Here is a 23,472-nt window from a genome sequence, read left to right on the forward strand (position 1 = left end):
ACGTAATTAACGTAACTCCACAGGTACAGCGAATACGATATTTTCCTCTTCGCCTGGATTTTCTATTACCTGTTTGCCACCGAGTTCTTTTAAACGACTAATAACTTGTTGTACAAGCACCTCAGGAGCTGATGCGCCAGCTGTAACACCAACGCTATTTGTACCGTCAAACCATGCATCTTCAACACTGCTTGCATCGTCAATTAAATAAGCCACTGTGCCCATTTTATCAGCAAGTTCACGTAAGCGATTAGAGTTTGAGCTATTTTTGGCACCCACAACTAAAAGCACATCTACTTTATCTGCTAAATCACGCACAGCATCTTGACGATTTTGTGTGGCATAACATATGTCATCTTTTCGTGGACCATCAATGACAGGGTACTTAACACGCAGTGCGTCAATAACATCTGCAGTGTCATCAACCGAGAGTGTTGTTTGGCTACAGTAAAATAAATTATCGGGGTTTTTAACTGTTAGGTTAGCGACATCCTCAACAGTTTCGACAAGATAGATACCGCCCTCACTGTTGTTATATTGACCCATTGTGCCTTCAACTTCTGGGTGACCATGATGACCAATAAGTACACATTCTGTGCCTTTTCGACTTGCACGGGTTACTTCCATATGCACTTTAGTAACTAGTGGGCATGTTGCGTCAAATACTTTTAATTCTCGGCGCTTCGCCTCGCTGCGAACCGCTTGCGATACACCGTGAGCACTAAAAATAACAATACTGTCATCGGGCACTTGATCAAGCTCTTCAACAAATACCGCACCGCGTCGCTTTAAACCATCAACAACATAACGGTTATGTACCACTTCATGGCGCACATAAATTGGTTTTTCAAAAATATCTAACGCGCGCTCTACAATACTAATAGCACGGTCAACACCGGCACAAAAACCGCGAGGGTTAGCTAATAAAATATCCATTAATCATTTACCTTAGCCGTATTGTCAACTTCTATAATTTCCACTTCAAAAGTCAGTTTCTGACCTGCAAGTGGATGATTAAAGTCAATAGTAACTGACTCGCCTTGTACTTCACGAACAAGTCCAGGTAACTCTGTACCATCAGGTTGTGTAAACGCAATAATAGAACCAACAGTCGCGGGAGTCTCAGAGCCAAATTTGCTGCGGTCAACATAATAAATGTTATCCGGGTTTGGCTGACCAAACGCGTCTTCTGGCTCCAATTCAAATGATTTACTATCACCAGGTGCTAAACCGAACAAACACTTTTCAAAATTGGCTGTTAAGCTACCATCACCCATGACAAGCTTTGCTGGCTTATTATGAACCTTAGTAGAGTCAGCCGCAGAGCCATCAGATAGCTTTATCGAAAAATGAAAAATAACTTCTGAGTTTTCAGTAATAACTGTTTGGCTCATGCTTTATGCTCCTTTGGACTTTCGCCGGTAAAGGCATCAAATAATAACAACGCAGCACCGACACAAATTGCGCTATCAGCAATATTAAACGCAGGGAAGTGCCAGTTTTCATAATAGAAATGTAAAAAGTCGATAACGTAGCCGTAGTACATACGATCGTAAAGATTACCTATCGCTCCAGCTAATACTAGAGAATAGGCACTACACAAGACTTTATTTGATGCAGGCAAGCGTTTTAACCACCAGATTAATAGTGCGCTAATCGTGATTGCAATTGCACTTAAAAACCAGCGTTGCCAACCGCTTTCGTCACTCAAAAAACTAAATGCCGCACCGTAGTTATGTACATAAGTTAGATTAAAAAACGGTAATATATCAATTGAATCACGAAGATTCATAGTATTCACGACCAGTGTTTTACTGGCGAAGTCTGCTACTAAAAATAGCAGACTCAACCAAAGCCACACTAAACCACTTTTTTTGGCTAGCTTGCTCACTTACTACTCCTATGCGAATTGACGAGTTTCGCCTTCGCCATCTACGTTGCTCACACAACGACCACAGATTTCAGGATGAGCAGAGTTACTTCCTACATCATCGCAGTAATGCCAACAACGTTCACATTTTTGTGCATTCGTTGCCGCAACGCTAATGTATAGCCCTTCGATTTCAGTTGCATGAGTCTCATCAGGTTGTGCATCGACTACTGTAACCGTTACCTTTGATGTTAATAATACGAAGCGTAACTCATCACCTAAAGCAGCTAGCTTTTGTGAAAGTTCTGCTGTCGTATAAATGCTTACATCAGCTTGTAAAGTTGCACCTATGATTTCTTCTTTACGTGCACCTTCAAGAACGCGGTTTACTTCATCACGAACAGTTAGGATAGTTAGCCAATCATCATTACTAAACTGACCTTCACTCACAGCCTCTAAGCCATCATACCAAACCGACGTAAATACATATTGACCACGCTCACCTGGTAAAGCTTCCCAAATTTCTTGAGCGGTAAAGCTCATTATTGGTGCCATCCAGCGCGTCATCGCTTCAGCAATATGATAAAGCGCAGTTTGACAAGAGCGACGAGCATGGCTGTCACTTTTAGCTGTATATTGACGGTCTTTGATTACGTCTAAGTAGAACGAACCAAGTTCGCCTGTACAGAAGTTCATCAGCTTTTGCGTCACTTGCAGCATTTGGTAGCTATCATAAGCTGTTACAATTTCATCTTGTAACTGTGCCGCACGACTAACAATCCAACGGTCAAGCTCAACCATATCTTCAATAGCAACTTGATCTGTTTTTGGATCAAAACCACTTAGGTTAGCCAGTAAGTAACGGCTGGTGTTACGAATGCGACGGTAGCGATCTGCTGAACGTTTGAAAATTTCATCAGATACGGTCATTTCAGCAGTGTAATCCGTTGAAGCAACCCACAAGCGTAAAATATCAGCGCCTAGTTTATTCATCACATTTTGCGGAGAAATAACATTGCCTAATGATTTTGACATCTTACGACCATTCTCATCCACGGTGAAACCGTGCGTAAGTACTTGGCGATAAGGTGCATGACCATTAATTGCAACAGAGGTCATCATTGATGACATAAACCAACCTCGATGCTGATCCGATCCCTCTAGGTATAAATCAGCTGGGCCAGTTAACTCTTCACGCGCATCAACAACACAAGCATGTGTCACGCCTGAGTCAAACCATACATCAAGTGTATCTTGCACTTTCATGTATTGCTGAGCATCAGCTTCACCTAATAGTGTTGCAGGGTCTAAGTCATACCAAGCTTGAATACCTGATTTTTCTACCAGCTTAGCCGCTTCTTCAATCAGTGATTGCGTGTTCGGGTGTAATGCACCAGTGTCTTTGTCTACAAATAACGCGATAGGAACACCCCAAGTACGTTGGCGTGAAATACACCAATCAGGACGCCCTTCTACCATGTTTGCAATGCGGCTTTCGCCCCACTCAGGTAACCACTGTGTGTTTTTAATTTCAGATAACGAGTCTTGACGCAAATTAGCTTGATCCATGCTAACAAACCATTGTGGCGTAGCACGGAAAATAATTGGCGTTTTATGACGCCAGCAATGCGGGTAACTATGCGTTAGTGCATGATGATGCATTAGCGCATTTCGCTCGGTCAGCACATCAATTACGCTCGCATTCGCTTTGAATACATGCTGACCTGCAAATAACTCTGTGTCAGGTAAGTATACGCCATTAGCACCCACTGGATTGGCAACTTCTAGGCCATACTGTAAACCAGCCACGAAATCCTCTTGACCATGTCCTGGTGCAGTATGAACAATACCTGTACCAGAATCTGTGGTTACGTGTTCAGCAACAATAACAGGCACATCAAAGTCATAAAATGGATGCGCAACTTGTAGATTCTCAATTGCAGCACCTTTTACATAACCTAAAACATGGTAATGGTTAAAGCCATAACGGTCCATGGCATCTTTTACCAGCTCTGAGCCTAAGATCAAACGCTGCTGTGCGCCTTCATCGTCAACTTGAACAAGGGCATATTCTAAATCAGCATGAACGGCAACTGCGCGGTTAGCTGGTAGCGTCCACGGTGTTGTTGTCCAAATAGCTGTGCTTACTGTGCCAGTGCCTTCATGACCTGCTTTTAAATCAAATGCGTTAACAACCGCAGCTTGATCGGTAAATTCAAACCGTACGTCAATGGCTGGTGATTGTTTATCTTGGTATTCTACTTCTGCTTCAGCTAATGCTGAACCACAATCTGTACACCAATGAACCGGCTTTGCACCTTTATGTAAATGACCTTTTTCGATAATACGACCAAGCACACGAATAGCGTTAGCCTCAAAATCAAAATTCATTGTTAAGTAAGGTTTATCCCAATCGGCAAAAACACCTAAGCGTTTAAAGTCAACCTTTTGGCCTTCAACTTGCTTTTTAGCATAAGCACGACATTTTTCACGAAATTCAGCTGCGGTTACTTTAACGCCTGGCTTACCGACTTTTTTCTCAACCATTAATTCGATTGGAAGACCATGACAATCCCAACCTGGTACATAAGGGGCATCAAAGTCAGACAATGTTTTTGACTTAACAATAATGTCTTTTAAGATTTTATTAACTGAATGGCCTAAATGGATATCGCCGTTCGCATACGGAGGACCGTCATGCAAAATAAAAGTTTTTTTACCTTTTTTAGCGTTGCGAATTTGACCGTATAGGTCGTCTTCATACCATGTTTTAAGCATTTTTGGTTCACGTTGTGCCAAATTGCCGCGCATTGGAAACATCGTTTCCGGTAAATTCAAAGTATGTTTGTAGTCGCTCATTAATCCTACTTTCCGTATCGGCTACCTAATTTAAACCAAAACACTGTTTAGCGGCAGCAACGTCAGTTGCTATTTGTGCCGTCAATTGTGTTAATGTCTCGAATTTTTGCTCATCGCGAAGTTTTTTTATTAACTCCACATGCATAAACTGTCCGTATATATCTTGCGCAAAATTAAATAAATGTACTTCTAATAATGCACGTGTTCCATTAAATGTGGGCTTGTTACCAATGTTTGCAACCCCATACAATGTTCTTTCTCCAAGTGTTATTTGCACTGCAAACACCCCATTTACTGGGCACACTTGGCGTTTTAAAGCAATGTTGGCTGTTCTAAAGCCAAGCTCTCGACCACGTTTCCAACCATGAATAACTCGCCCTGAAATAGCGTAGTTATGGCCAAGCATCAACTTTGCTTGCCCAAGTTCACCGTTAGCCAATGCTTCACGTATTAATGTGCTGCTTACTCTAGCATTTAATTGACGAAAACTCGCAGTGCTTTTCACATCCATTTGTGCAGCTTCACCCATTTGGGTAAGTAACTTAAAGTTACCTCTGCGCTGTTTACCAAACCTAAAGTCGTCACCCACAGTTAACGCTTTTACACCTAACTTATTAATCAAAATTTCACTAACAAACTGCTCTGCTTGCATATTCGCAAATTGTTGATTAAAACTAATACAAATAACGCGTTCAATACCCAGATTATCTAGCAGCTTCAGTTTATCACGTAAGCGTGTAAGTCGAGCAGGTGCGTTATTTTTTGCAAAAAATTCTTGCGGCTGGGGTTCGAATAACATCACTGTGCTTGGCAAATTATGCTTTTTAGCGTCTTTCAGCAAGCCTTTTAAAACTTCGGCATGACCTAAATGAACACCATCAAAATTACCAATGGTCAATACACAGCCGTTGTGCTGCGTACGAATGTTGTGAATACCTCTAATTAACTCCATACCACCTAATTGCCTTTGCTAACCCGCCCGAAAATTTATTTCAGCCGTAGAATCGCCGATTATAATCTTTTTTTTAATTTGATTCAGTAGTTGCTACGTTTTTTATCGTATTTAGTCTTACACCTAGCAAAAACATCGACAAGAAGTATGCAATCCCTGCTAGCGCTAATAGACTACAAAGTAAAACAACTTGTTCACTAAAGTGCCACTCACGCCATAAAAACTGGTTTGAAATATACCAAACACTCAACCCCATAACCGCACTAGAAATAATGCACTTAACAGTAAACCAACCACTAAAACTTGAAAAACTGTATACGTTTTCTTTCTTTAATTGTCTATATAGCAAGTAAGCATTGCAACTAGCGGACATTGAGGTGGCCAAAGCTAGTCCCAAATAACCAATAAATGGGGCAAGCATTATATTAAAAACCATATTAAGTACCAGCGTAATAATGCCGATGCGTACGGGTGTTTTGGTATCTTGGCGAGCATAAAAACCTGGCGCTAGAACTTTAATCAACATAAAGCTCACCAGGCCAACCGAATAAGCTATAACGCCTAAACTTACCGCGTGCACATGGTCAACCTCACCATTTTTAAAAGCGCCATGATCGAACAACACAGAAATAATTAACGGGCTAATAAGCATTAAGCCAACCATTGCAGGTAGGCCTAAAAAAATCACAAATCGCACCCCCCAATCCAGCGTGTGCTGAAAATCCCCACTACTTTTGGTGCTATGTAACTTAGATAACGCAGGTAAAATGACTGTGGCTATACCAATGCCAAACAGCCCCAGCGGGAACTCAATCAATCTGTCAGAGTAATACAACCATGCGATAGAACCGGTCATCAATAGCGAGGCAATCAAGGTATCGAGTAGTAAATTAATTTGGCTAATAGAAACACCAAACAATGCTGGAATCATCAATTTACGAACTTTCTTAACGTTATCATCTTGCCAAGCCCAGCGGGGCTTACTAAGCATTTTTGCTCGATACAAAAACGGCAGTTGAAACAATAGTTGCACAACACCTCCCACAAACACGCCTATGGCAAGCGAGTATGCCCCTACTGAAAATTGGTCATGCAATAAAATCGCACAACTAATGATAGATATATTAAGTAACACGGGGGTAAAAGCAGCCACGGCAAAACGGTTGTATACATTCATTACTGCGCCACTTAATGCCACTAAACTTACAAAAAATAAGTAAGGGAAGGTCCATTTTAACAATTCACTGGCAAGAATAAATTTTTCACCGTCGGGGTTACCTTGATACCAATCAATAAACCAACCTGTGCCAAACAGACCTGCAATCACAGGTGAAGCGATAACACCAAAAACTGTGACAATTAATAAAATGGTTCCGAGTGTGCCTGCGGCTTGAGCAACAAAAAGCCTGACCTTATCGTCACCCTGCTGCTCTTTAATTTCAGATAATACGGGCACAAATGCTTGAGCAAAGGCACCTTCAGCAAACAAGCGACGTAAAAAGTTAGGTATCCGATTGGCAAATAAAAATACATCTGCTGAAGCATTAGCGCCCAGTAAATTTGCCACAACGGCATCACGCACAAGACCTAAAACACGCGAAATCATGGTCATTGCACTTACAATCATACCTGAACGAAATAATCCTTTTGCCACACTAAACCTGCTTTAAAACCAATAGGAAAGTTAATTATGCCACAGTCTTTTTTATAAATCGCTCTAAAGCACTAGGCTCAGTGCATGGGCTTTGTTACAATAGGGATATTAACTGCTAGAGCGGCAAATTGATGTTCGTTACAAAGGAGCAGTTTTTCTTGTTTTGTCAATTTTTTATTGACAATCATGATTAAAAAAGGCATATTCCACGGCCTTTAAATTAAGCTTATTTTAAGATTGTTAGGAGCAAACCTTGGCTAACATCAAGTCTGCAAAAAAACGCGCTATCACTAGCGAAAAAAACCGTCAGCATAACGCAAGCCGTCGTTCAATGATGCGTACATACTTCAAAAAAGTAGTTGTTGCTATTGAAGCGGGCGACAAGGAAGCTGCACAGCAAGCTTTCGCAGTTGCTACACCAATTTTAGACCGTTACGCAACTAAAGGTCTAATTCACAAAAACAAAGCTGCTCGTCATAAGAGCCGTTTAGCTGCTAAGATAAAAGCACTATAATTTGTTTTTGTAGAATATAAAAAACCGGCCTTGGCCGGTTTTTTTGTATCTTAATCAGGCTATTTCAAGGTCTGGATAAAACTTTTTCAGCATGGCTGCTATTTTCTTTGGTGTAAAAGGCTTGACTACAAACCCTTTTGCTCCCTTATCAATAGCGTCTTTAACGTTCTCAACTGTTGAGTGTGCTGAGACCATCACAACATTCGAAGCGGGGTTGATTTCGTTTATCTTCGCAATTATTTCTTTGCCATCACCATCAGGCAACTCAATATCTAAAAAGATAATATTGTAATCGGCCTCCTGGCAAGCACTGATACACTGGGCTGCTGTAGACGCTTCTCTTACCTTCTCTATCCCTAAATGCATAAGTGTTTGATGCAAAAAGCTACGAACCGTACCTACATCATCGACTATTAAAATTGAAAGCTGCGCATTCATACTTGATCCCCATAGGCTATCCGCTAGGTTTAAGTTATTATACTTAAGAAATTTTTTAATACACTGATCTCATTATAGAGACACCTGCTTAAAAGGCCAGATTTGCTTTATGTCAAATAAAATAAAAAAACAATCTCTGCTAGGGAAAACCCCACAGCGAAATAAAACGCAAAAGTCTTCAGCGAAAAAAACAACCGCTGCCGCATCGCAAAACACAGCGAATAATGTGAGTACGGATGAGCACAAACCAAAAAGCCGTAAACTAATTATAAGTATAATTGTTTTAGTATTAGGCTTTTTAATTACGCCAAAACCACAGCTGATAACTTATCAGAAATTAGGATTGGTTACGCAAAGCGTATATTGGCCAGGCCTATTTGGCTATGGTGCAAACCTATTTGATTCTAGCTTACAGCCTAGAGCTGATCTAGAGCGCAATACGATTTATCTTTGCCAAGATCTAAAGCAACCAGCTACATGCCAAAAATACCGAATCACTGAAAAAAGCGGTTTTTTTGCCGCAATGAAAAAGTTAATTTTGGATTAGAAAAACTAATCTTAAAATTATAAAATTACTTGGTTGAAAGGTGTGTAAAAGATCACCATAATGGCGCTCCTTTTTAACCACAAGTACACTGAAACGACCATGTTAAACGAGCTAGATTGGCTTTTAAATTTTATACTGCTAGCCCTTGGATTAGGGGCGCTATTTATCAATCAACTAACTTTACTACGTATAGCCGCTGTTAGCGCCTGCGTATTACTGTTTTTATCGTTTAGTTTAGACTTAATGTCTTCGAGTGTTATTTCAAATATGAGCTTAGTGTTGATCAATACATTCTACCTGTTCAAAGTTTATACTTTTGGGCAACTAAATGTTACGACGAATTAATATCTCTCCCAAGATAATTTTATACCTCGCTGAGATTACTCATCGAGGTATTTTTTTATCTGCTCAATGACTAAAAAGGTGAACTAGGCTAAAATCCACTACGTATAAGGGTAATTTAAGGTGACCTATGTCAGTATCTGATTTTGATTTATTTTTATCATCCATGGAAGATGTAAAGCCGTTAAATCATGACACGGTCAAATTACAACAGTCAAAGACTGCCCCTTCATTATCACAGCAAGAAAAGAGAAAAGCAGCTGAAGCAGATTTATCGGTTGATGAAAATTACCTTCGTAGTGAACTTGTAGAGCTTTTACCCCCTGATTCGTTACTGAGTTACAAAAATGCAGGCGTACAAGACGGTGTGTTCAAAAACTTACGCTTAGCGAAGTACCAAGTTGATGCAACGCTTGATTTGCACGGACAGCCGTTAAAGTCCGCTAGAGAATCATTATTCGATTTTATTACTGACTGCCAAGCAAGAAATATCCGCGTAGTTCTAATACGCCACGGTATCGGTATTAAAAATAAGAAAACACCCGGTATATTAAAAAGCTACACCAACAAATGGTTACAAGAGCTAGATTACATTTTAGCATTTCACACAGCATTGAAGCAGCACGGCGGTATAGGTGCTACCTATGTTTTACTGAAAAAGAGTGATGAGAAAAAACATGAGAATCGAGAGCGCCATGCTAAGCGCTGAGCTCTCGCAACGGGTATGATTAATCCTGTTGGGTGATTTCAGCTTGATTTGGCTCATCGGCATTAGCCTGATTAAACCATGCTGATACACCCATAAGGATGACTGATAGAACAATGAGACTAAATTTAACGCCGCCTTGTTGGTGTTTCATAGTTAACCTTGTTTTTATTATTATTTTTACGCAACACATCTACAATAACTAAAATCACACATGTTAACAACATGTACACACCATGAATTGTTCAAATTTTAATAACCTTTTGTTCTATCAACCTGATGATTTAGTTCTAACCCTTTATCGAGGAGTTTAACATTGTCTGCTATTTGCTTTGCCACACTGGCAATACTCGATAAAGCAGCGCAGTGCGGAGTAACTGTAATTGCATCATGAGACCAAAATGGGTGCTCTTTCGGCAATGGTTCTTGCCTAAAAACATCTAAGGTCGCGGCGCGTATTACTTTATTGTCAAGTGCCCAAATCAAGTCCTCTTCAACAACATGCTGACCACGAGCCACATTGATCACAACGCCATGCTCAGGAAGCTGAGTTAATAGCGCTTTATCAATAATATTTTCAGTTTGGGCCGTTAAAGGTAATAAGCATACGAGGTAATCTGCTTTCGACAAAATATTTGTCAGTCCTTCTTGGCTATGAACGCATGTTACATCAGTAAATTGTTTCGGACTTTGTGAAAAAGCACTGACAACTAATTTATTGGCAAGTAAACGTTTAGCGCAGTGCTGTCCTAATTGGCCAAAGCCCAAAAATACTACATGGTTGAATTTATGTGCTCGTTTTGGTTGCCAAAGCTGATCTTGTTGCTTAGCAAAATACTCTTTTAATTTCAGTTTTTGCGCTAGAATATGAGTTAACACATATTCAGCCATATCATCGGCTAATGCGTCGTCAACGATTCGTGTAACCACAACATCATCAGCTAACAAGTCTAGGTTTATACTATCAACCCCTGCGCCGAATGATGAGACAGCTTTAAGATTGGGTAATTGTTGCCACATTTGCTCAGGCGCAAGCCATGCAACGACAAATTCTACAGTATGTAAATTACGACAATGTGGCCAGAGCGAGATTTCCACATCTGGTAAGTATGTTTGCAGTGTGTTAACTAACTTTGTGCAGTCTCGGTTACTAATCGCGATGAGTAAGTGCATGTTTTTCTCTACCGTTTTTTTTCATTATATTAAACACTTCAATAAACACCAATGTTAAATACCCTCTTTAAAAAGTCATACAACTGCAACCTAACTGTCATAGCAAACTTTTAATCTGTTCGTATATTGATCACCAAAGACAATGAGGTAATTATGATCAGTGTTGATAAAGTCATTGCGGCCAACCTTCCACAATTAGAAAACTCTCCGAAGGTAAAAGGGTTAGTTAAAAAAGGACTGGGTTACTTACTCCATGAGCAAGAGTTTGTTGCATTTGGCGATGCTTACCCACATTTAGAAGGTATCGAGTTTGTAGAACAAGTATTAGATGAGCTTGACTTTGATACTCGCTATAAGCCTAAGCAAATCGAGAATATTCCCAGTGAGGGCAAGCTAGTGATTGTTGCTAACCACCCGATAGGATCATTAGATGCTTTAGCGTTGATCAAAGTTTTATTCAGTGCTCGGAAAGATTTAAAAGTAGTCGCTAATCGAATGTTGATGTCAGTAACGCCTATGCATTCTTTACTATTACCTGTCGATAACCTCTCTGGCACCAGTAAAAAGAAAGAACTAAGCAATATTCATAAGCATCTTAAAGATGAGGGCGCTATATTAATTTTCCCCGCGGGAGAAGTGTCTCGCCTAAGCCCTACGGGCATCAAAGATTGCAAGTGGAATAGCGGCTTTCTTCGCATAGCCAAAAAAGCAAACTGCGCCATTTTACCCATTTTTATCAAAGCAAAAAATAGTCCATTATTTTATGGCACATCCATGATTTACAAGCCATTGGCTAGCTTATTATTAGTGAAGGAAATGTTTAAACAACGACAAAAATCTCTTGAGTTTGAAATAGGCGCATCAATTCCTCCTGAATCGTATTTAATTGAAAACCTTAAAGATAAAGAAGTCGTTAACCTTATTAGAAAGCAGCTATACCGATTAGTCAGTAAAAAAACACTTCCTCTAAAAACACAAACCCCAATAGCATCATCTGAGTGTAAAAAAGAACTTAAAAAGGCCATTGAGGCTTGTCAGTTACTCGGAACAACGAGCGACGGTATGAAAATATATTTGTACCAATACCAAGGAAGCTCCGCCATTTTTAGAGAGTTAGGTCGTTTGCGCGAAATATCGTTTCGCACAGTGGGTGAAGGCAGTGGAAAGCGCCGTGATATCGATAAATATGATATGGACTATCAGCATCTCGTCTTATGGGATCCAAACCAACTCGAGTTAGTAGGAGCATACCGTCTAGCTTGTGCACAGGAAGTTATTGATAAACAAGGACGAAAAGGGTTATACACGGATAGCTTATTTTCTTACAGTGATGAGATGACCCCTTATTTTGCAGCAGGCATTGAGCTTGGTCGTAGTTTCGTGCAACCTAAATATTGGGGACGCAAAAGCTTAGATTATTTATGGTACGGTATCGGGGCATTTGTACAAAACTACCCCCAGTATCGTTATCTCTATGGTGCTGTCAGTGTATCTAATGCACTACCTGATCAGGCAAAAGCCATGTTGGTTCATTACTACCAGCATTATTATGGTACAAAAGACATAATTGCCACGCCAAACAATGAATTTAAGCCGACAGAGCAGCAGCTTAAACAATGCCAAAGCATTTTTTGCGGTGATGATATTAAAGAGGACTTTGTTGAGCTTAAACATATTCTTGCCAACATGGGGGCACGAGTTCCTACCTTGTTTAAACAATACACAGAATTGTGTGAGCCTGGTGGCGTGCAGTTTTTAAGTTTTAGCGTAGACCCAGAGTTCAATAACTGTATTGATGGACTAGTACTGGTTGATCTTGAAAAAGTAAAAGCTGGTAAAGCAAAGCGCTATTTAGGTAAAGAGCCTAATTAGCTATTGAGACAATGTTAATTGCATTTAGATTACAGGCTAGGTTGGTGATTTTATGACGAAACCTTTTTCAATACCCGGTTGAAACCCAACTGATTCGTAAAGAGCGTGCGCTGCTGTGAGGTTTTCGCCCGATAACAACATAACTTTATAGCAGTTTTGTTGCCATGCTGTCCTAATTGCGAAATCTAATACTTGGCGACTTAGCCCTTGCCTGCGAAACTTTTTCGCAGTGATCACATGCTCTATTATTGCAAATGGTCTTGCACCATTCGCGATACTTTTATTGAGTGTTAACGCACATGTCGAAGCAAGTTCTCCTGCTATATCTGCAACTATCACGAAAGTGTGCGGATCTTCAATCATTGAAGTCCATATATTAGTTGCTAGGCTTATTTCTAGCTCTGGATCTGTTGGGCGCAACTCTTTATATAATTTTAGCACTGCCGTTAGATCACCTTTTTCAGCCACTCTTATCATTAGCTTATGATTCCTTATCTAGCCCAGAGATATATTTATAACACAATCTCTACAAAGACCTAGTACCTTAAATAATACTTTAATATTTAAAAATACCACAGGTAGTATATTTTTGCTAAATAATATAAGAGTAGACCAAACGAAATTAATTCACTCATGGATTTATAATAAATAGTTTTTCTAATAGGCACATATAGATCTGCTCAATTCTCAATAAATCATTAATTGGTACATGCTCATTCACTTGGTGAATTGTATTATTACGCACCCCACATTCAATTACCTGCGTATAATTATTAGCAAAAAAGCGCCCATCAGATGTGCCTCCACTGGTGCTTAATAGAGGGTAACTTCCTGTCACACTCAATACTGCTTGCTCTACATGCGCTAATAAACAATTTTGAGACTGGTGGCTGGTATAAAATGATTCACACGGACGCTCCCATTCTATATTGAGGTTTTGCACTAAATCGCCAAGCGCAAATTGAATTTCAGTTTTTATATCAGCGCTTTTATAACCGTGGCTGTATCGCACATTAAACGTTACCTCACACTGAGCTGGCACCATATTATCAACCACATCGTCTATGTTGATCCCGGTAATTTGCAGGCTAGTATTGGAACCAGGCTCATCGCAAGACCAATCAATGTTAGTTAGACGTTTAACGACGTCTGCACTTAAGTGAGCTGCATTAATCGTGTTTTCAGGATAGGCAACATGACCTGCCTTCCCTTTTATATTTAAGCGTGCTGACAGCGCACCACGTCGTCCATTTTTTATTGTATCACCAACATGTAAATGGCTCGTTGGTTCACCCACAATACAACCATTTAGCTTAACTCCTTGTTGAGCTAGACGCTCCGCAATTAATAAAGAGCCATATTCGGCCTCCCCCTCTTCATCTGAGGTAATTAGCCAATAAAGGGTGCCTTTTTTAGCTTCTTTATTAACAACTAACTGCTCAGTCGCACGCAGCATAGCAGCCACACCTCCTTTCATGTCTGCAGCACCGCGTCCATAAACAGCATCATTTAAAATAGCGCCAGAGAAAGGGGCCACACACCAATGTTCAGCTGTGGCTGGAACAACATCAATATGTCCCGAAAAAGCATAAATAGGCCCGTCACCAAAATGTATTTTAGCGATTAAATTAGTCACATTATTAAACGTAAATTGCTCACACTCAAAACCAAGTCTATCTAGTTGGCTTTCTAACCAATCAATAGCACCCGCTTGGTACGGAGTCACAGAATTAAATTTAATCAGCGTCTGTAAGTAATCAACAACTGCTTGGGCTTCATTCTCTTTAGCAGATAATGTAGGTTGAATAGATAACGTCATCAGAATCACACCTAGTAACATAGAAGTGTTTATTACACCGTGATTTTATGACCGCTTAATGACTCCCCTCTTCTATAAAGGCTTCTTGCGTAACTTTAGCAATATTTTTATCTTCTTTGGTTAGGCGTGTTCGTTGCCACCGCCCATTGCAAAACCACAGGTAAGATAATAAAGCTACAGCAATATTGGTCACAGCAAACGAGTACCAAATCCCGTGATCACTTAATAGTGTGTGCTTTGATAAAATATATGCAACAGGAAACTGAACCACACACTGAGAGAATAAGGCCAGTAACATCGCGTTTAACATATTACCCGATGCTCTAAATGCCGCGACTACACATAACTGCACCCCAATCCCACCCCATGTTAAGCTCATTACTCTTATAAAATGCGCACCTTTGTTTATCACATCGGGATCATCTGGGATAAAAAATGCCACCAGCGCTGAAGCAAAAAAGTAAGCAAGCCCACCAATGATTGATAATCCAATTAACCCCCATAAGACGGCAAGTTTGGTTATTTGCGCTGCACGTTTCACATTGCCAGCGCCCATATTTTGTCCAACCAAGGTCGATACAGCCATCGACAGTCCCATTGCAGGGATCATCACCATTTGTAGCACATTCGAACCCACGCCATACGCCGCGATGGTTTGAGTACCAAAACTCGCTACCAAAAATGACATAATAATTAAACCAAATGCACGGGTAGATAACTCAACAGAGCCTGGCGCACCTAAAATAAAAGCCTGCTTTATATAGGCTAAATCAGGAATAAAGCTTGATAAGCTTAATTGAATACCATGGCGACCACGCATAAATATAATAACACCAGTCAATGCAGCAAGGCTTTGCGTAACGAGCGTTGCTAACGCAGCGCCCATTACGCCATATCCCTTAAAATCACCAAAACCAAAAATAAATAAAGGGTCAAGCACAAAGTTTAGTAAAACTGTACAACTAACAATGATTAATGGCACCTTCGTTTGGCCAATTCCCCGCATTAACGCTTGGAACATGGCATAAATAAAAACAAAAACTACACCAATAAAGGATACATGCATAAACTTCAACGCATCGTTGTAAACAACTTCGTCGACTCCTAACAACGTTAAAAAATATGGCGATAAAGTGTACCCAATCAGACCCAATACACTGGCGGTGATTGTCACCATTAGCATAGTTTGAGCAGCAACATGATTTACTTTTTCTTGTTGCCCCGCTCCCATATATTGAGCAGATAAAATAGCACCCGCCATAGCAAGTCCGGAACCAATCGCAATAACTAAAAATGTAACTGGCATACTCACCGATACAGCAGCCACTTGAGCGGCGCCCAATCGGCCAACCCAAAACGCATCTGTCAATTGATAAGCTGACTGCAAGATATTGATAAGAATAATCGGTATCGCGAGCTTAAAAAGTGCTTTGGCGATAGACCCATTGAGAAAAAGTGAAGTGGTTTGATTCATAGCATGCCTTATTTAGGCGCTTATTATAACGTAAAATGATGTCTACAAGGTGAACAGAACGAAATCCATCGGCGTCAATATATTTCTATAACAAGTGGACCAAAACTTAATCTAAATCAAACAAACTTATGGCGTCGCAATTGTGCTTAATAAACCTTGATCTAGAACAGCTTTTTATTTTTAAGTTGATTGATAATGGTCGCAATTCAAAAATAGTCGTTCTCGGAGAACAGCATGAAAAAACAACTTAGCGCAGCGTTATTTACATCACTATTAATCGCGTCTCCTTTTGCAAGTGCAAATCTGAGTGTTAATGTCGGTGCTATTAATGTAAACCCTGACAATACCAACTCAGCGATTAATGAAAATACAGCATTAGGCTTAAAAGCAGACTCAGATACCCAGTTAGGTATTACTGTTGATTACGCATTAAATGATAACTGGGTGTTAGAGTTAGTTGCTGCAACACCTTTCTCTCATGACGTAAATGGCGCAGGCGGTTTAGCAGGCAATAAAATTGCAACAATCAAGCATCTACCACCTTCATTGTTTGCTCAATATCATTTTTTAGACAGTCAATCAGCATTTCGCCCATTTGTAGGTGTTGGTGTGAACTACACAGTGTTTTTTGATGAAGAGCCGTCAGCAGCACTCAAATCAGTACTTGCCACAGATGATGTTGAAGTAAAACTTGATAACTCATTTGGTTTAGCAGCACAAGCTGGCTTTAATTACATGTTTGATAAAAATTGGGGCCTACACGCGATGGTATCTGTAATGGATATTGAGACTGATGCTACTGTGTATGCAAATGGCGCAAAGGCACTTACCTCAACAGTTAAGATTGACCCTGTGGTAGCTATGCTAGGTGTAAAGTACAGCTTTTAAGATTACGCACTAACAAAAAAAGGCCGCAAGGCCTTTTTTTATGCAATTTTTAGTGCAATTAAGAAGGCAAATTTGTTACCTTCTTTTGTTCTAGCATTTCTTTCCAATGCATTACCTCAGCAGGTAAAATTGGAGCAACATCATTAAACCCAGCCACTTCGAGCATTTCCTCAACACTCACGACTCCTTTTTTACGCTTAAACACACCACGAACATAAGCAATTGCGTGTAACCCACTTTTAGAATGAAACTTCTGTTCAATATAAAAGTATTTGTGGTCCCAACCAACTAAGCGCGTGCTAATGGTATAACGCTGCATCGGCTTAATATCACGTATATATGTAATGGCAGTTGCATTAACTATTGGAAACCAGCGCTTTTTCAATATAGGCCCTAATAAACCGACTCGCTCTGTCATCCATGTACGCGCTAAGTCCATCATGGCTAAGTAGCGAGAATTAGTGAGGTGTAAGTTTATATCACAGTCGGTAGGGAGCGCTTTATACTCGATATCAACAGTATCCAATAACGATTGGTAGTGTCGGTTACGTTTAATCTTAAAAAACAGCAATAAAAGGCGAAAATAAAGGTTCACAATAAAGGTCTTACCAGTCAAGAATAGCTCGAGTGTAACACAGTAAGTTGCATTGGAGAATAATCTACTCTAATCTCAACTATATGATGAGAAAGAGTATACATAAAAATGACTAAATTAACTTTCACGACCGCGATAGCTTGTGTAATGTTTAGCAGTTCTGTTTGGGCTGACTTTGATTACACTGGTGAAGGTCAAGTTCGCTACCCAACGGGTGTAGAAAAGCCATTTTCATTTGGCTTTGGTTGGAATGAAGCCGAGGGTAAATTTAAGATTGGTAGTAAAAGCTATGCGATGCAGTTACCTGAATCATATTCTATTGCGATAACCCTATCTAAAGACGAAGAGCAAATTTGGGTTCAAGAGTTTAACAATGGCTTTATAGAAACATTTAACTGGCAAATAGGTGAGCACTCACTACAACTTAAAAAAAGTAAATTTAAGGATCCTGTAAAAGGTGATTATGTAATTAGCCTTGATAAAAAAGATTACTTTTTTGCACGTAATAATATCAGTATAACTATTAAGTTTAACAATGATGGCATTGATAGCATTGCTATTGATGGTGTAACAAAAGACATGGGCACTAAACAATAGCGCCCACAAGGAGTTAAACTTTTACTGTTTTACGGTTAATTCCGTAGTCGCGCAGTTTGTTTGCAACGGCGGTATGGCTCAAGCCTAAGCGTTTTGCGAGTTGCCGTGAGCTTGGGTAAGCCGGGTAAAGTTTACGAAGCAACGTAGCCTCAAATCGTTTAACAGCTTGATCAAGCGACCCTTCGAAATCCGATTCCAAATACCCTAAATCGTGAGTAAATGTAGGTAATTGCAAATGCTCAACTCTGAGTTCATTATCATCTAGAAGTGATACGGCTCTATAAATAGCATTTTCAAGTTGACGTACATTTCCAGGCCACGGGTAATCTTGTAAAAACGTTAAACATTCTGCCGATAACTCAGGTATTGCGTGGCCATTTTGCTGCGCATACTTTTGTATAAAATGTTCAGCTAGTGGGCCAACATCGGCTTTTCTATCGCGCAGTGGGGCTATTTCAAGAGTTAATACGTTTATCCGGTAATATAAGTCTTCCCTAAAGGCACCTTCTTGTACCATTGCAGGCAAATCTTTTTGCGTTGCAGCAATGATGCGCACATTTACTTTTACTTCGTTTTCATCACCTACTTTTCTAAACGTACCGTCTTGTAAAAATCGTAACAGCTTAGTCTGCAACTGAGTCGACATTTCCCCAACTTCATCTAAAAACACAGTGCCGCCGTCTGCCTGCTCTAATACTCCACGTTTAGGCGCGGCATTTTCTTCATAGCCTGCATAACCAAAGAGCTCCGACTCTGCAACATCATCAGGCAAAGACGCACACGACAATGCAATAAACGGTTTTACTGAACGGTTTGAAGCGTAATGACATGCACGGGCTAACAACTCTTTACCTGTGCCCGTTTCACCTGTGATTAATATGGGCGCTTCAAGCTGCGCCATTTTACGGGCTTCTCGCACAACTCTGCGCATTGCAGTACTAAAGTTATGGATAGTTGCAAAACTCTCTTGACCATAACGTCTAAACGCACTGACTTGCTGGCCTAAACGACTTTGAGATTTTATGTTTATTACAGCACCTGCAAGCACATCGCCTTCAGCACCTTGCGGAACTGAAATTGGTAAGATATCCGCAATAAAGTCTTCACCTGCAACTTCAACGCGCGTTGTTTGGCCAAGCACTTCTTTACTTTCTAGCCAACGGGTAAAATTAAACCCTTTAAGTAAGTTATTAATATTTGAGCCAATAACTTCTTTCTCTGTTAATTGTAAATCTTTACATGCAGCGTCATTGCAAAGTCTAACCCAACCTTTGGCGTCAATTGAAATTATACCGTCAGGTAAGGCTCTTAAAAGCGTATTCAGCTCGTTATGTTCACGCTCAGAAGGTAAGAATGCAGTTGTTCGAACATCCATAACGCCGTCAATCAAACGAATAGAGGGCATGATTTTTTGAAATTGTTCAAATTCAATAGGCGGGAAACTTACATACATACGGCAGTTAACTGAATCAACCTCAATACCTTTTAAGTCAACTTGGTAGTTCACTAAAATATTAAGTATTTCTTGAGCAATACCAATCCGGTCTGCACAGTGTATATCTAAACGCATTTCACCCTCAAAAAAGAGAAAACCAATATTCCGCGAATAATACGCGAACAAAGCGAATGAGGATAGTATATCGTAAAGATTTTTGGACGATTTATTGCGTATTCGTACGTTAACACCCTTTTTATCGCTCAATCAAATAAAATCTGTGGCCACTACTGAGTGTAGCGACCACCTCATGAGCTAATGCTTTTTATAAAACGAACACCAAAGCAGCGTATAGCTGTTAACCTTGAGGATATTCAGTCCACTCTCCACCATCGAGCTGAATATGCGGTCGCTCATTGATATACATCATTATAGTGTCTTCATTCTCAGCTACTTTAGGTGCTCGTGGTAGATCGTCAAGTAGTGAGCCTATTGATGTATTACCTGAAAAAACATTGGTTTTCAGTGCGCGGCTGATGATTTCAGATAAGGCAAAATAGCTCGTTGACTCACTGACTTCTATTAACCCCGAGTGGGTTATGTTGGGTCCAATAAACTTAATCGCACTAGGAACCGAAACTATCTTAGGGCTTGGTATTTCTCGTAACCCTGAAAATTGAACCTTATCACCCTCAAGGGCTGCACCATGTTCAGGCACGAGCACTAATAACGTATTACGCTTTGCACTCTCAAGCTTATCAATAAACTGATTAATATCACTAAAAAGCTGTTTTTGTCTAATTGGGTAACTTTGTGGGCTGCTCATGCGGTCATAACCTGCAATTTGATTACCATCATGTAAGCTGATCGTATTGTAATAAAGCGCACGTGGTTTATTGCTCTTTTGCTGTGATGAAAGCCAGTTGGTTAATACTTCTTGATCTGAGTAAATAGGTTTTCCATCAAACCCGAATTGAAAGGGTGAATAATTCGTAAAATTTAATTTAGGAATATTTATGCCACCATATGAGTTAATTAACCCTTTAAAATCATCAAAGTGACCATCGTGGTTCATGGCAACAGAGGTATCAAAACCTAGCTCGGCTAAATTTTCAAATAAGTAACACTGTTTTGGCACTGGTTCAAAAAGTTGTGGTTGACTGGTTTGCCCACAGCTTGCTCGCAATAACCTAATAGCAGCAGGGCCACTGTAGGACGTGGCTGAATTAAAATCACTAAACAAGACATCAAAATTACTAAATAGCTCACGCGGATCTACATCAATTGCATTTAGATCTGCTGTTGATAAAGAACACACATTGAGAATTAATACATCAAAAGGGTTTTCTGGTAATTGTTCAGGAAACACGCTGGTTAATTGGCTTTGCTCTTGATAAAAGCGCGTAAGCTGTTGTTGTGGAGAAAGTGATACTCCCACATCGACTAATTGCTTTGCAGGAACCCGAGATTGCTTTTGTGATACTTGAGGTGGGACGATCTCAACATCAACGCTCGCTGAAGCCAGCCAATAAGCATACCCAAACCCAACCAATGAAAGCGTAGTATAGCGAAGCCATTGATGAGTGTATCGGTAAAACACACACACTATGAAGAGGCTTAAAAACAATTCTAAGCTAACCACGCGCGCGCTTATTTCAATAAAATAATCTAGGCTAAAATCTTGTACATTGCCAACCTGCTTTAGTAAACGTGATATAGGCGGCAACCATGAATCATAATAAAATAAAATAATCGCAAGTAACCCTGCCAAAACGTGCTTACCACGTTTCAATAAAGGGTGATTAAATGACAATGCCAAAAAAGCAAAGAAAGCTAAATTCTCTATAAAATGAAATGAAATTTCGCCACGTGCATATAAAGCAATTTTAATTAAGAAATAGACATTCCAAATACCTAAACCTGTTATTTTCACATTTTATCCTTCTTTTTAATACTCGGCTCATACGGCTTAAGTAATACATGTCTGAATGTCAGCTTTCGATAAAATTTCATAAAGTAAACAAAAAATGTTTTTGCGATATTACTTAAAACGACCCCAAAGATTAGCGCAACAACAAAAGTAATAAAAAACTGATTTAGGTTCATTTCATCGACTCCTTCAAACTCATTAAACAACGCGTTGCAAAAGGCCTAGTTACTTTACTAAATTCAGGTGAATCTACCTTGGCTTTTGTATTATCGGCGGGTCGTTTATCAAATATATGACGGGTATTATCTTGCAATTGCATTGTATAATCAGGCACTTGAACACCCTCATACTTATTTTTCAAACGCCTACATTCTTGCTGAATAAAAAAGTGGTCGGCGATCACAATTTTTGAATCAAAGAAATCAGCTACTTTTAACCTAAACAAATGTTTAATCGCATTCTCAACATCGTGTTCACGACAAGCATGCAAGTATAAGTAAACTTGGTCATCAACAGTACTAAACACATCCCCTTCTCGCTTTACATGAAACAGCTGCAAAGGGTGTATCGCTTCAATACGCGGTAACAATCGCATTACTACTAACACACCACTTACACCCATATTTGAAGCGGAGTCACTATAATTTAATACCTGTTTTGCAAACTCTTTTAGCGGTAAAAATCCTTTTGAGAGCGAGCTTTCTGAATATTTTAAAACCTCTTCAATGTTGCTAGGCAAAGGCCTTGAAAACTGAAAACCCTGTATTGACTGAATCTGAGAAAGCAAACGTGAAGGCTCTGAGAAACTATATAGAATAAGGTTCACGCCCAAGGTTAAAAATAAACATTCATCTTGGTGTCGAATAATACCATCCACATTCTGCACCACCAATTTCAACTTCTTACCACAGTGATTTCTTAACGAAAAACATTGGCTTGCTAAGGTTGCTAAATCTGTGTAACGGGTTACAGCAAATACTAATGTAGCCGCTTTTACCTTTTTTCCGTGCTTAAAAAGTGTTTCGTTATCTGCAACTGTTTTATAAAACACCGGTAATTTGGTGCCTTCTGGTACTGCTGTTTTAACTAACCATACATCATCTTCATCAAAGTTTTGATGAGGATTTTGTTCGCTCAATTCACTTTGATTGACCGCTTTAAATCGATTACCATGTGTTTCTAGTCGAACAGACTCACCCGCCTTGACCCCTTCACTGTAACTCCAATAATCATACTCTACGGTTCGAACAGCAGCGTCATTTGAGATGTAAACAATACCATCAAAGTGCTTATTAAGTACTTGCACATCTCTGCGCACTTGGGCAACTTCAATTCCAGTAATAATGAAAACAAATGTCAATTGGTATTTTTTTGCAAACTTTTCGTAATGCTTTAGCCGTTCAGCTAATTGCGTCTGCGAATGACGCGTAAATAGGTCGGAATGAATATGGAGCACAACGGTGGAGCCCGCAAGCTCATCGTAAACTTTAAGTTCATTAAGCAGGTTGTTAGTAAAGCTAAGCTTCTTTTTTTGTGCCAAAGCATAGTCAAAAGAAAAAGAATGTACTTGGCCCTTTTCATGTAAAGAGTTTAAATTAACGGCATAACGTGACTCATAAAACAACTCGATTTGCGATGATAAAATAAATAAGTGCGCCGATGAACTACTTGAAATGGCCTGTAAAGCAAACTCAATTACTTGATTATCAAGAGGTGATATAAATATATACGTTGCACTGTTTTTAAGCTCCCTAAATGAGTTCGGCAACCCCTCTATATCGAAATTAGGCACGTCATATCCTGTAAT

At 39.7% G+C, this 23,472-nt stretch carries 23 protein-coding genes; 7 read left to right on the forward strand and 16 right to left on the reverse strand.

Features of this window, described 5'->3' with window-relative positions; all coding sequences use genetic code 11:
• Positions 1 to 6 precede the first annotated feature (6 nt).
• The 6 genes from ispH to murJ form a co-directional block, all read right to left on the reverse strand.
• Positions 7 to 936 carry a 4-hydroxy-3-methylbut-2-enyl diphosphate reductase gene (ispH, locus tag ACFI4Z_RS02595; RefSeq protein WP_462669194.1) on the reverse strand — a complete coding sequence of 310 codons (930 nt, stop codon included), beginning with the start codon at positions 934 to 936 and terminating at the stop codon, positions 7 to 9.
• Entirely contained in the window at positions 936 to 1,394 is a 459-nt protein-coding gene (fkpB, locus tag ACFI4Z_RS02600) for an FKBP-type peptidyl-prolyl cis-trans isomerase (RefSeq protein ID WP_394192152.1), read from the reverse strand. Before fkpB ends, ispH begins: the two co-directional genes overlap by 1 nt.
• Positions 1,391 to 1,891 (reverse strand): signal peptidase II, encoded by a 501-nt coding sequence (gene lspA / locus ACFI4Z_RS02605; protein ID WP_462669195.1) that lies wholly within the window; start codon positions 1,889 to 1,891, stop codon positions 1,391 to 1,393. Before lspA ends, fkpB begins: the two co-directional genes overlap by 4 nt.
• Positions 1,892 to 1,900: 9 nt before the next feature.
• Positions 1,901 to 4,729: an isoleucine--tRNA ligase gene (gene ileS, locus ACFI4Z_RS02610; protein WP_462669196.1), complete on the reverse strand. Its 2,829-nt coding sequence runs from the start codon at positions 4,727 to 4,729 to the stop codon at positions 1,901 to 1,903.
• A gap of 25 nt (positions 4,730 to 4,754) precedes the next feature.
• Positions 4,755 to 5,681 (reverse strand): bifunctional riboflavin kinase/FAD synthetase, encoded by a 927-nt coding sequence (ribF, locus tag ACFI4Z_RS02615; protein WP_462669197.1) that lies wholly within the window; start codon positions 5,679 to 5,681, stop codon positions 4,755 to 4,757.
• A gap of 73 nt (positions 5,682 to 5,754) precedes the next feature.
• Positions 5,755 to 7,335, reverse strand: coding sequence for a murein biosynthesis integral membrane protein MurJ (murJ, locus tag ACFI4Z_RS02620; protein ID WP_462669198.1), 1,581 nt, complete (start codon positions 7,333 to 7,335; stop codon positions 5,755 to 5,757).
• A gap of 253 nt (positions 7,336 to 7,588) precedes the next feature.
• Here murJ and rpsT point away from each other — a divergent pair, with 253 nt between their 5' ends.
• The gene (gene rpsT, locus ACFI4Z_RS02625; RefSeq protein ID WP_016708897.1) at positions 7,589 to 7,849 is read left to right on the forward strand and encodes a 30S ribosomal protein S20; all 261 of its coding nucleotides are present in this window, start codon (positions 7,589 to 7,591) and stop codon (positions 7,847 to 7,849) included.
• 54 nt (positions 7,850 to 7,903) lie between these two features.
• On the opposite strand, the gene ACFI4Z_RS02630 is transcribed toward rpsT, so the two are convergent.
• The gene (locus tag ACFI4Z_RS02630) at positions 7,904 to 8,287 is read right to left on the reverse strand and encodes a response regulator (protein WP_099294576.1); all 384 of its coding nucleotides are present in this window, start codon (positions 8,285 to 8,287) and stop codon (positions 7,904 to 7,906) included.
• Positions 8,288 to 8,396: 109 nt separating this feature from the next.
• On the opposite strand from ACFI4Z_RS02630, the gene ACFI4Z_RS02635 reads away from it, so the two are divergent.
• The 3 genes from ACFI4Z_RS02635 to smrA all read left to right on the forward strand — a co-directional run bounded on the left by ACFI4Z_RS02635 (position 8,397) and on the right by smrA (position 9,885).
• Complete coding sequence (locus ACFI4Z_RS02635; RefSeq protein WP_462669199.1) at positions 8,397 to 8,834, forward strand: hypothetical protein; 438 nt, start codon at positions 8,397 to 8,399, stop codon at positions 8,832 to 8,834.
• A 99-nt stretch (positions 8,835 to 8,933) separates the two neighbouring features.
• Positions 8,934 to 9,179 carry a hypothetical protein gene (locus ACFI4Z_RS02640; RefSeq protein WP_058559944.1) on the forward strand — a complete coding sequence of 82 codons (246 nt, stop codon included), beginning with the start codon at positions 8,934 to 8,936 and terminating at the stop codon, positions 9,177 to 9,179.
• 127 nt (positions 9,180 to 9,306) lie between these two features.
• A complete protein-coding gene (gene smrA / locus ACFI4Z_RS02645) occupies positions 9,307 to 9,885 on the forward strand; it encodes a DNA endonuclease SmrA (RefSeq protein ID WP_462669200.1) in 579 nt (192 codons plus the stop codon).
• A gap of 19 nt (positions 9,886 to 9,904) precedes the next feature.
• Here smrA and ACFI4Z_RS02650 read toward each other — a convergent pair whose 3' ends face one another.
• The gene (locus ACFI4Z_RS02650; RefSeq protein WP_256827023.1) at positions 9,905 to 10,036 is read right to left on the reverse strand and encodes a hypothetical protein; all 132 of its coding nucleotides are present in this window, start codon (positions 10,034 to 10,036) and stop codon (positions 9,905 to 9,907) included.
• Positions 10,037 to 10,134: 98 nt separating this feature from the next.
• Positions 10,135 to 11,055 carry a 2-hydroxyacid dehydrogenase gene (locus tag ACFI4Z_RS02655; RefSeq protein WP_462669201.1) on the reverse strand — a complete coding sequence of 307 codons (921 nt, stop codon included), beginning with the start codon at positions 11,053 to 11,055 and terminating at the stop codon, positions 10,135 to 10,137.
• A 153-nt stretch (positions 11,056 to 11,208) separates the two neighbouring features.
• Here ACFI4Z_RS02655 and olsF point away from each other — a divergent pair, with 153 nt between their 5' ends.
• Positions 11,209 to 12,927: a bifunctional ornithine lipid synthase OlsF gene (gene olsF / locus ACFI4Z_RS02660; RefSeq protein WP_462669202.1), complete on the forward strand. Its 1,719-nt coding sequence runs from the start codon at positions 11,209 to 11,211 to the stop codon at positions 12,925 to 12,927.
• Positions 12,928 to 12,963: 36 nt separating this feature from the next.
• Here the strand turns inward: olsF and ACFI4Z_RS02665 are convergent, their stop codons facing one another.
• The 3 genes from ACFI4Z_RS02665 to ACFI4Z_RS02675 all read right to left on the reverse strand — a co-directional run bounded on the left by ACFI4Z_RS02665 (position 12,964) and on the right by ACFI4Z_RS02675 (position 16,220).
• Positions 12,964 to 13,404 carry a GNAT family N-acetyltransferase gene (locus ACFI4Z_RS02665; RefSeq protein ID WP_462669203.1) on the reverse strand — a complete coding sequence of 147 codons (441 nt, stop codon included), beginning with the start codon at positions 13,402 to 13,404 and terminating at the stop codon, positions 12,964 to 12,966.
• A 154-nt stretch (positions 13,405 to 13,558) separates the two neighbouring features.
• A complete protein-coding gene (gene dapE, locus ACFI4Z_RS02670; RefSeq protein WP_462669204.1) occupies positions 13,559 to 14,746 on the reverse strand; it encodes a succinyl-diaminopimelate desuccinylase in 1,188 nt (395 codons plus the stop codon).
• Between the two features lie 55 nt (positions 14,747 to 14,801).
• The gene (locus ACFI4Z_RS02675) at positions 14,802 to 16,220 is read right to left on the reverse strand and encodes an MATE family efflux transporter (RefSeq protein ID WP_462669205.1); all 1,419 of its coding nucleotides are present in this window, start codon (positions 16,218 to 16,220) and stop codon (positions 14,802 to 14,804) included.
• A gap of 234 nt (positions 16,221 to 16,454) precedes the next feature.
• Here ACFI4Z_RS02675 and ACFI4Z_RS02680 point away from each other — a divergent pair, with 234 nt between their 5' ends.
• Positions 16,455 to 17,108 (forward strand): OmpW/AlkL family protein, encoded by a 654-nt coding sequence (locus ACFI4Z_RS02680; RefSeq protein ID WP_099294560.1) that lies wholly within the window; start codon positions 16,455 to 16,457, stop codon positions 17,106 to 17,108.
• Positions 17,109 to 17,166: 58 nt separating this feature from the next.
• Here ACFI4Z_RS02680 and ACFI4Z_RS02685 read toward each other — a convergent pair whose 3' ends face one another.
• The gene (locus tag ACFI4Z_RS02685) at positions 17,167 to 17,703 is read right to left on the reverse strand and encodes a thioesterase family protein (RefSeq protein WP_135473987.1); all 537 of its coding nucleotides are present in this window, start codon (positions 17,701 to 17,703) and stop codon (positions 17,167 to 17,169) included.
• A gap of 108 nt (positions 17,704 to 17,811) precedes the next feature.
• On the opposite strand from ACFI4Z_RS02685, the gene ACFI4Z_RS02690 reads away from it, so the two are divergent.
• Complete coding sequence (locus ACFI4Z_RS02690; RefSeq protein WP_462669206.1) at positions 17,812 to 18,300, forward strand: hypothetical protein; 489 nt, start codon at positions 17,812 to 17,814, stop codon at positions 18,298 to 18,300.
• Between the two features lie 13 nt (positions 18,301 to 18,313).
• On the opposite strand, the gene tyrR is transcribed toward ACFI4Z_RS02690, so the two are convergent.
• From tyrR to bcsE, 3 genes are all read right to left on the reverse strand, one after another.
• The gene (tyrR, locus tag ACFI4Z_RS02695; protein WP_394192138.1) at positions 18,314 to 19,870 is read right to left on the reverse strand and encodes a transcriptional regulator TyrR; all 1,557 of its coding nucleotides are present in this window, start codon (positions 19,868 to 19,870) and stop codon (positions 18,314 to 18,316) included.
• A gap of 223 nt (positions 19,871 to 20,093) precedes the next feature.
• Complete coding sequence (gene bcsG, locus ACFI4Z_RS02700) at positions 20,094 to 21,668, reverse strand: cellulose biosynthesis protein BcsG (protein WP_462669207.1); 1,575 nt, start codon at positions 21,666 to 21,668, stop codon at positions 20,094 to 20,096.
• A gap of 169 nt (positions 21,669 to 21,837) precedes the next feature.
• Positions 21,838 to 23,457: a cellulose biosynthesis protein BcsE gene (bcsE, locus tag ACFI4Z_RS02705; RefSeq protein WP_462669208.1), complete on the reverse strand. Its 1,620-nt coding sequence runs from the start codon at positions 23,455 to 23,457 to the stop codon at positions 21,838 to 21,840.
• Between the last annotated feature and the right edge of the window lie 15 nt (positions 23,458 to 23,472).

The organism is Pseudoalteromonas sp. RWi3, assembly GCF_054960735.1.